Raw genomic sequence first — 9,378 nt, forward strand, 5'->3', positions numbered from 1 at the left:
CTATTTCGGGGTCGGACGGCGCAGCAGCAGGAGCGTCACGCCGATCGCGGCGAGGATTGCCACGAGCGCTCCGCCGATCCAGAGCAGGTCGGTGACGTCGACCGCCGAGCCGGACTCCGCGGTGTCTGTGCCGGCCGCATCCGTGTCGGCCACGCCGGTCTGGCCTGAACCAGCGGTGGCGCACTCCGGTGCGGTCGCGGAACCCTCGTCGAGCACCTGGGCCGCGTCGGGCTGCCAGGTGAAGGTGAAGGTGTCCGAGATCGGATGCCCATCGGTCGACACGACCTGCCAGGTCACCGTGTACTCCCCCGGCTGGCCGAGCTGCACCGCGGTTTCGAGGGTGGGCCCGGCGATCGTCGAACAGCCGTCGCCGTAGTATCTCGGCGCGTCGGCCGGGCCGGTGACCTGGATGGCGCTGCCCTCGCCCTGGCCCGAGAGGTCGAGCAGGTTGTCGTTGGTGGTGATCGATACGGTCCCGGGCTGCTCGGTGACGACCGAACCCGCCGCCGGCGTCGAGCCGACCAGGTAGTTGTGCGCAAACGCCGGGGCGGCCGTTGCGCCGAGACCGGCGACGGCCAGCACGACCCCGGCCAGCGTCGACCGCTTCAGCATGCGGGCGTGCCGGCGGCTGTTTGGGATGGGTGCCATGGGCGCTCTACGCTGCGTTCTTGCGGCGGGCGGCGACGGCGACCACGAGGCCGACGGCGCCGACGATGAGACCGCCGATGCCGAGCAAGCGGGCCAGCACATCGTCGGTGGCGGTCGACTCTGTCGCGGCGGCGTCATCCGCTGCGGCAGCGGCAGCGGCATCGTGACCGTGGCCGGTCTCTGCGCTTGCCGCGGTGACGGTGAGCGACGGGGCCGGGTGGGCCGGTTCGGCCTCGCCCTCGACGACGGCCTCTGACCAGTCGGTCTCCCCGACCTCGCAAGACTGCAGCACGGGGAACGCCAGCGTGTCGCCGACGGCGGCGTCCTCGGGGATCTGCAAGCTGAGCACGAAGGTGGTGCGCAGGCCGTCGGCGAGCGGGGTGAGAGCCGTGTATGTGACCTGGCCGTCGGTGAGCGGCGTGATGTCCCAGCCCGGGTTGATGGTGGGGGTGACGCTGGTGATGGTGTCGGGGATGTCGATGGTGATGCCGGTGGTGGCCGACCCGTCGCAGCCGTGGCCGAGCGAGAAGGTGAGCAGGCTGTAGGAGCCGGCGGCGGTCGACGACGGTTCGACATCGACGTGGGCGCTGGCGGCCAGCGGCGCAGACAGGGCGAGCAGGCCGGCTCCGAAAAGGGCGGTGGCGGCGAAGACGGGCGTGGAGAGCTTCATGATGGGTCCTTGGTTTTGTGGCCGGTCGACACGCGAGAGGTCGAATCGTGGCCGCAGCCCGCGCGGGGCCGACAGGCACGGCGGGGCTCGGTACGAAAATTCGACGGGGCGGCCGACGGATGGGTCGACATATATATAAGAGGTGCGAAGACTGAAGGTGGCCGAGCGTGACGCTCAGGCGAACAGGTGCACCGGCGGCCCGCGATGCCGCATCGGACTCAGCAGGACGAGAAGGTCGCGGGGCGGCAGAGCGGCCGAGGACGCCGAGATCGTCTGCGGGATGTTGGGAATCGGGGTGAGCACGAGGATCCGCACGAGAGCCTTCAAGGCCACCGTCGCGGTGCTGAACAGACCCCAGAAGGCACGCTCGCCGAAGCGGAGCGCCAGGACGGTCACCACGGCGGCGAGGACGTGGGCCCCGGTCATCATCAACCCGTGGTCGGCGCCGGACATGGTGCCGGCCTGCATCGACGACGGCACCAGCACGGCGACGCTGCCGGCGCTGTGCGCGTGCGCGGTTGCCGCATCCGTGGTCACCAGGGCGCCGTCCGCGCTGCCGAAGGAGAACAGCCCGTGGAAGATGAGCTGACTCAGCAGCACCGCCGCGGTGAGTCGCCAGGTGGACAGGGTGCGGCCGGACAGGGCGATGGAGACGATCCCGGCGAAGGCCAGGGACACGACCACGGCCAGCAGGCCGGGCACGGCTCCGCCACCCACGGTGTGCGACAACGCGGCAACAAAAGTGGAGACGGCCGCGACGATCCACCCACGGGCGAAGCGCGCCCAGCGTGTGGTCATAATTCTCCCTTTGTCACGGTTCCTCGAATCTATCAGGACCGCGCCGTTCAGCTGCCTCTCGGAGAACACCCGGCGCCGGTCGGGCAGAATGGGAACCGTGATGGCACCAAACAGGCACCCGGCATTTTCCCTCGGCACGTCGATCGCGGTGGCCGCCCTGCTCCTGTCGGGTTGCGCCGCCAACGAATCCGGTGACGAGACGAGCACTCTGGCCGGCACGCTGGACGGAGCCGGGTCGAGCGCGCAGGCCTCCGCCGAGGACGTGTGGGTGTCGCAGTTCCAACGGACCAACGCCAGCGTGACGATCAACTACGACCCGACGGGCTCGGGAGCGGGCCGGGAACAGTTCATCGGCGGAGGCGTCGACTTCGCCGGCTCCGACTCCGCCCTCAGCGACGAGGAACTGGCCGGGGAGTTCGCGGCCTGCGCGCCGGGGTCCGCCGCCATCGACCTGCCCGTCTACGTGTCGCCGTTGGTGTTGGTCTACAACGTCGATGGCGTGGACAACCTGCGCCTGGATCCGGCGGCGATCGCGAACATATTCTCCGGCGCGATCACGCGGTGGAACGACCCCGCCCTCGTCGCCCTGAATCCCGACGCCACCCTGCCCGGCGAACAGATCTCCGCGGTGCACCGCTCGGACGATTCGGGCACGACGAAGAACTTCGCCGATTACCTGTATCAGAATGTGCCGGAAATCTGGACGAGCGAGCCTGCCGACGCGTTTCCGTATCCCGGTGAGGGCGCCCAAGGCAACTCCGGCGTCGTGAGCGCCGTCGCCAACGGCAACAACACCATCGGGTACGCGGATGCGTCCAGGGTCGGAGACCTCTCGGTCGCGGCGTTGCAGGTGGGCGAGGAGTTCGTCGATTACTCCACCGAGGCCGCTGCGGCCATCATCGACGCGTCGCCCCTGGTGGCGCGGGACAACCCCAACGACCTGGTGGTGGACGTCGACCGCACCTCCACGGCCCCCGGGGTGTACCCGCTGGTGCTCGTGAGCTACCTGATCGCCTGCGAAGACTATCCCGACGCCGACCAGGCCGAGCTCGTCGCGGCCTACCTGGCGTACGTGGCCAGCCCGGACGGTCAGGCCGCCGCCGCAGAGAGCGCCGGTTCGGCGCCGCTGTCCGCTGACTTTTCCGACCGGGTGCTCGAGGCCGTCGCCAGCATCCGCTGAGCCGCGCATCCGCCCGCGCTGACCAGGCCGGGCGGATATCTGTGGAGCACCGCGCGGATGCCCCACAGACATCCTGTGAACGCGCGCGCTGTCACAAACCCGAATTGTGAGGGAGCACGCGAACGACAAAACCGTACCGCATCCCCGGTCGTGCACGACGGATTCGCGCGCCGGTTAACCGCCGGCAGGGCACCCGCCGAAACGGATGCCCTGCCGGTTGTGCGCTGGTGTTACAGGTTCGCCAGAGCGGTGATCGAGGCGTCGCCCGGCGTGGCCGAGGTGAAGCTGGAGTCGATCTCGGCCCGGTCGAGCAGGTCTTCCATGCGACGACGACGCTGCTTGGGGATCAGCGTGACGACCGTACCGGACTTGCCGGCGCGGCCGGTGCGGCCGGCGCGGTGCAGGTAGGTCTTGTACTCATCGGGCATGTCGGCCTGGATGACCAGGTCGATGTCGTCGACGTGGATGCCGCGGGCGGCGACATCCGTGGCGACAAGCACGTTGACGCGACCGCTGGTGAGCATCTGCAGGTTGCGGGTACGACGGGCCTGGTTGAGGTCGCCGTGCAGGCTGGTGGCCTTGACGCCGGCGTCCTCGAGCTGGTCGGCGAGCTGCTCGGCGTAGGCGCGGGTGCGGCTGAAGATGAGCGTCTTGCCCTGGCGGTCGACGAGCTGGCCGATGATGGAAGCCTTGTCGCGGTGCTCGATGAGGAGGACCTTGTGGTCGATCGTGCTGGAGGCCTGGTCTTCACCGGCGACCTCGTGCACGGCCGGGTTGGTCAGGAATTCCTTGACCAGCGAGGCAACGCCCTTGTCGAGGGTGGCCGAGAACAGCAGACGCTGGCCGCCCTTCTTGGTGAGGCGCAGGATGCGCTGAACCGGCTCGAGGAAGCCCAGGTCGCACATGTAGTCGGCCTCGTCGAGGACCGTGATGACAACCTCGGACAGGTCGAGACGACCCTGCTCGACGAGGTCCTCGATGCGGCCGGCGGTGCCGATGATGATGTCCACGCCGCGCTGGAGGGCGCTGACCTGGCGGTACTGCGGAACGCCGCCGTAGATCTGGGTGGTGAAGAGGCCGACGCTGCGCGCGATGGGCTGCACGGTGCGGTCGATCTGCAGGGCCAGCTCGCGGGTGGGGGCCAGGATCAGCGCGCGAGGCTTGCGGGCCATCTTGCGGTCCTTGGCGCCGTTGTTCTCCATGAGCTTCTCGATCATGGGAGCGGCGAACGCGATGGTCTTGCCGGAGCCGGTCTTGCCGCGGCCGAGCACGTCGCGGCCTGCGAGCACATCGGGGATGGTCGCGGCCTGGATCGGGAACGGGGACGGAGCGCCGAGGAGAGCGAGCTCGCGCACGATGTTGCCACCGAGCCCGAGGTCGCCGAACGTCACGCCGACAACGTCTTCTGCGGTCGTGGCGATGGCCTCGAGGCGCTCGAGCACCACGTCGTCGCCGGCGGCGAACTTGGGCTTGGAGTCGCGGTCGGGGTAGAAGTTGCTGGAGTGGCCGCCGTCGTTGGAACGGTCGTTGCGGGCCGCGCGGTCATTGCTGTAGGCGGGACGTTCGCCACGGGCCGGACGGTCGTTGCTGTACGACGGGCGGTCCGTGCGGGCGGGGCGATCGCCGTAGGACGGACGCTCGGTGCGGGCCGGACGGTCGCTGTTGCGGTCGTTGTAGGCGGGGCGATCGGTGCGCGGGGCACGGTCACCGTACGACGGACGGTCATTGTTGTACGACGGACGGTCGGTGCGCGGGGCACGGTCGCCGTAGGACGGACGCTCGGTGCGAGCCGGACGGTCGTTGTTGTACGACGGGCGATCGGTGCGCGGGGCACGGTCACCGTACGACGGACGGTCGTTGTTGTACGAGGGACGGTCGGTGCGCGGGGCACGGTCGCCGTAGGAGGGACGGTCGCCGCGAGCGGGACGGTCGTTGTTGTAGGAGGGACGGTCGCCGCGAGCGGGACGGTCGTTGTTGTACGACGGACGGTCGGTGCGCGGGGCACGGTCGTTGGAGGCCGGACGCTCGGTGCGGGCACCGTAGGCGGGACGGTCACCGTAGGCGGGACGGTCGGAGGAGGAGCGCTCACCGGAGCGTGCTGCGCGCTCGTCGGCGTTCCAGCGCTGCTTCTTGGGAGCGCCCTCGTCTGCGCGGTAGCCGCGGTGTCCGGGGCTCTTGCTGCCGCCCTTGGGTGCGCCCTTGGGGCCGCCCTTGGAGTGGCTCGGGTCGAAGTTCTTGGCTGCGCGGCCGACGGCCGGCTTCTTGCTAGAAGGCATAGAAGTATTTCTGGGTTGTGTTGAGTACATGGCAGTAGTGCGTCGCACGGCGACGCAACCTGAGAACCCGGGCAGTCTATGGCCGGGGCCGTTCACATACAGTGATTTTTCACCAGCGGATTACTGGGAAACCGGCCCATCCTGACTTACAAACCCATCCGCGCACACAATAAAACACGCGGTGTCAAGAGCCGACTTGTCTACGTTACCTTATCGAGTCCCAAAAGTCACGGTTGCTGGCCGGTCGGCTTTGGGTGCGCGATGCCGTCGAGCCACTGTGCGAAGGACTGGGCACCGCGTTCGGTGTTGGGGGCCGGCAACAGGGTTCCGTCACGCATCGCCGTGCCCATTCGGCCTGGGAGCTTGAATTGCACGATGCGGGTGCGAGTGCGGGTGGCTCGGGCGTAGTCGCGCACCATGTCGACGAGGCGTTCCTCCCGTGGGCCGCCGAGATCGGGCACCTGCCCGCGCGGCGGGCCCACCGCAAGCTCGACGAGCCTCTGGGCAACCTCCAGCGCCGCCACGGGCTGGGTCCGCATGACGGGCACCAGGGTGAGAATGCCGCGCGAGCCTCGCTCGAGGGTCTGGGCCGCGAACTCGTGGAACTGCGTGGCCCTGAGCAAGGTCCACGGCACGGCGCCGCGTTTCACCGCCTCCTCCTGGACGGCCTTACCCGCGTAGTACCCGGCAGAGACCGTGTCGGCATTCACGATCGAGAGGGTGACGTGGTGCCGCACCCCGGCGGCGGCCTCTGCCTTGAGCAGAGTGGCCGTGGCCGTGCCGAAGAAGCGGGTGGACGCCTGAGCGGACAGCGTGGAGGTGTTGACCACATCGATGACCCCGTCAACACCATCGAGCGCCGAGGAGACCCCGTCGCCGGTCACGAGGTCGACTCCGGTCGACCGGGAGAGGACGACAGGCTGGTGCCCGAGACGGCTGACCAGTTCGGTGACGTGACGCCCGACGGTACCGGTTCCTCCCGCTATCGCAATCTTCACGACGCCTCCTTTTCAAGCTCTCCCGCGGGGCCCAGGCCCAGGTGATGCCGCGATTCTATGCCGATGGCGCCGAAACCTCTGGGCCCGCGGGGCCGGCCGCGATTGGGCGGGAGGCCGGGTATCGTGCAGACTCGTTCGATGCGCACTCCCGATCTCTCCCCGCGTGCCACCGGTGGCGCGGTGAAGACCGCTGTGGCACATCCCCGCTTGCTGCAGGCCGTGAAGACGGCCGTTGCGGTGGCGATCGCCTGGAAGCTCGCCCCCCTGATGCCCGGCGTCGCCAACGATTACCCCTATTACGCACCGCTCGGCGTTATCGTGGCCAGCTTTCCGACCCTGATGGGGTCGATCAAGAACGCCATTCAGACCCTCGCCGGGCTGGTGATCGGCATCGCTCTGGCGGCCGCGGTGATCATCTTCAGCGAACCCAGCGTGCTGACCGTGTCGCTCGTGGTGGGAATCGGCATGCTGTTCGGCGGCATCCGCCAGCTGGGCGCCGGACGGGAGTACGTGCCGATCGCGGGACTGTTCGTGCTGATCGTCGGCGGTCCGAACGCCGACGGCTATTCCATCGGATATGTCTCGCAGATGACCCTGGGCATCGTTGTCGGGCTTGCGGTGAACCTCCTCGTCGCACCCCCGCTGCGGGTGAGCGCCGCAGTGAAGGAATTGTCCCGGTTGCGGAGTGCGCTCGGGTTGCACCTGGGTTCGGTTGCCGATGCGCTCGAGGCGACCTGGCCGCCCGAGGAGGGCGAATGGTCCAAGCAGGGTGCCACGTTGGCGAGCACCAGCACAGCCGTGCGTCGCGCGTTGGCGGAGGCCGACGAGAGCCGCCGGATCAACCCGCGGGCGCGCATCCGGCCGCACGATCTCAGCACCGACTACGACGACCTGGCGGCGCTCGAGAACGCGACCTTCTATGTGCGCGACCTCACCGACGTGCTCGCCGGGGCGGCCTGGGGTACGCCGGTGCCCGTCGAACTGCCGGCGGTGCTGCGACCGGCGCTGAGTGCGGCGGTGCGGGCGACGGCCACCCTGGTCAATGAATGGGACACCGGGGAACCGAGTCTCGACACCCTGCGGGCGGCCGAGGATGCCGCAGCCGCCATGACCCAGGCGATCCTTGAGCACCGTGAACTGGGCGCGGAGGCCATCGTCGCGGCCAGTGCGGCGGCCCTCGACGTCACCCGGATGCTCGCCGCCCTGAGCCCGGGGATTACCCGCGACGTCCCCGCGAAGGCCTGACACCCGCTGAGGCCGCCGTCGGGCCCACTCTGCGACGCGCCCGGCCGGCGTTCGGACGCCCGCCGATTAGCGGGCCGGGCCCGACCGATCTATTCTCGAAAGCACCCGCACCCAGCACATTTCAGGAGCATCCGTGAGTAACGGTCGCCGCATCATCGGACTCGGCTCCCGACGCTTTCTCGTTCTCTTCGTGGCCTACGCCGGCGGCATGGCCGTCGTGGCCACCGCCTTGCTCGGCGGCCTGCACTGGAACCTGCGCCCGGTGGCGCCCGCGCAGGCCGGCGGAACCGCGAGCGAGGTCGACACCACGGCGATCGTGGGCATCCGCACCTTCACCGCGCCCGGGGACGCCGTGATCGACGAGGACGTCGTCTACGCCACCCAGCCGGACGGCACCCAGCTCACCCTCGACGTCTGCTCGCCGCCGGAAGCGGATGCCGGGCCAACCACTGACGTGGGCGGCGGCACCGGGGACCTTGCGGCCGGCCAAACGGCCGCGCCCGATCCGACCCCTGAGCCCGCGCCGACGGCGGCTCCCGCCGACGACGCATCCGCGGATCCGGCCACCGCTGGTGCGATGGAACCGGGCACGGACACCGAGACGTCCTCTCAAGCCACCCTCCGGCCGGCGGTGCTCTCCATCCACGGCGGCAGCTGGGCTCGCGGCGACAAAGGCAACAGCGACTGGCGCAATGTCTGCGAATGGCTCGCGTCCGAGGGGTTCGTGGCGTACTCGGTGAACTACAGGCTGGTGCCGGCGGTGAGTTTTCCGGCTGCCATTGAAGACCTGGGCCGCGCCGTCGAATGGATGCGCGCCAATGCCGAGCGCTACGGCATCGACCCCGACCGCATCGGTGCCTTCGGCGGCTCGGCGGGCGGCAACCTGGCGACGCTACTCGGTGCCCGCGGCAGCGGATCGCTCACCGACGGCAGCCGGGTCGCGGCGGTTGCCGAGCTCTCCGGGCCCGTCGACCTCAGCTACGACGGCATCGTGGTGGCCGGCGGGTCCTCCGGGCTTGAGCAGATCGTGCTCGACTACCTGGACTGCGAATCACTGCTGGACTGCCGGGCGGCCCGGGACGCGTCGGCCGTCAGGTCGCTGGATCGCACCGACCCACCCGTCTTCGTCGGGTCGTCTACTGACGAGTTCATTCCGCTGAGCCAGTCCACCGGCTTCGCCGCGGAGCTCAACGCCCTCGGCATCGTCAACCAGCTCGTCACCGTGCCGGGCAGCCTGCACTCCATCGGCATCCTCGATGCGGCGATGCGCGATCAGATGTCGGCTTTTCTGCACGAACACCTCGACACGGACTGAGCCCGCCGCACAGCTCGAAAAGAGTTATCCACAAGCCGAGGTTTTATCACACACGGGTTCGATATCGGGATACTCTTCTTGCATGTCCACCATCGAAGATGTATTCGCTCCGGGTCCCGGCACTCCGCCCGGTTCTATGGTCGGTTGTGACGGGTCGGCGGATGCGCTGACGGTGGCGGTCGAGGCCGTGTTGGGGTTGGGCTGCTGCAGCGCCGATTACGACGCCCTGTCGGATGCGCAGGTGCTGA

General features: G+C 69.1%; 8 protein-coding genes. 3 read left to right on the forward strand and 5 right to left on the reverse strand.

Annotation, left to right across the window (positions count from 1 at the left end; genetic code table 11):
• From RCH12_RS17295 to RCH12_RS17305, 3 genes are all read right to left on the reverse strand, one after another.
• On the reverse strand, positions 1-648 hold the full coding sequence (locus tag RCH12_RS17295) for a copper resistance CopC family protein (protein ID WP_327017702.1): 648 nt from the start codon (positions 646-648) through the stop codon (positions 1-3).
• A 7-nt stretch (positions 649-655) separates the two neighbouring features.
• Positions 656-1,318: a YcnI family copper-binding membrane protein gene (locus tag RCH12_RS17300; protein WP_327017703.1), complete on the reverse strand. Its 663-nt coding sequence runs from the start codon at positions 1,316-1,318 to the stop codon at positions 656-658.
• Positions 1,319-1,492: 174 nt separating this feature from the next.
• A complete protein-coding gene (locus tag RCH12_RS17305; RefSeq protein WP_327017704.1) occupies positions 1,493-2,116 on the reverse strand; it encodes a hypothetical protein in 624 nt (207 codons plus the stop codon).
• A 100-nt stretch (positions 2,117-2,216) separates the two neighbouring features.
• On the opposite strand from RCH12_RS17305, the gene pstS reads away from it, so the two are divergent.
• Positions 2,217-3,296, forward strand: a complete 1,080-nt coding sequence (gene pstS, locus RCH12_RS17310) for a phosphate ABC transporter substrate-binding protein PstS (protein ID WP_327017705.1) — start codon at positions 2,217-2,219, stop codon at positions 3,294-3,296.
• Between the two features lie 230 nt (positions 3,297-3,526).
• On the opposite strand, the gene RCH12_RS17315 is transcribed toward pstS, so the two are convergent.
• Both RCH12_RS17315 and RCH12_RS17320 read right to left on the reverse strand, forming a co-directional pair.
• Positions 3,527-5,572, reverse strand: coding sequence for a DEAD/DEAH box helicase (locus RCH12_RS17315; protein WP_327017706.1), 2,046 nt, complete (start codon positions 5,570-5,572; stop codon positions 3,527-3,529).
• 227 nt (positions 5,573-5,799) lie between these two features.
• Positions 5,800-6,570 (reverse strand): SDR family oxidoreductase, encoded by a 771-nt coding sequence (locus RCH12_RS17320; RefSeq protein ID WP_327017707.1) that lies wholly within the window; start codon positions 6,568-6,570, stop codon positions 5,800-5,802.
• 138 nt (positions 6,571-6,708) lie between these two features.
• On the opposite strand from RCH12_RS17320, the gene RCH12_RS17325 reads away from it, so the two are divergent.
• On the forward strand, positions 6,709-7,815 hold the full coding sequence (locus tag RCH12_RS17325) for an FUSC family protein (RefSeq protein WP_327017708.1): 1,107 nt from the start codon (positions 6,709-6,711) through the stop codon (positions 7,813-7,815).
• Positions 7,816-7,948: 133 nt separating this feature from the next.
• Entirely contained in the window at positions 7,949-9,130 is a 1,182-nt protein-coding gene (locus tag RCH12_RS17330) for an alpha/beta hydrolase (RefSeq protein ID WP_327017709.1), read from the forward strand.
• The last annotated feature ends 248 nt before the right edge of the window (positions 9,131-9,378 follow it).

Source organism: Cryobacterium sp. MP_3.1, from assembly GCF_035984795.1.
GTDB classification, from domain to species: domain Bacteria; phylum Actinomycetota; class Actinomycetes; order Actinomycetales; family Microbacteriaceae; genus Cryobacterium; species Cryobacterium zongtaii.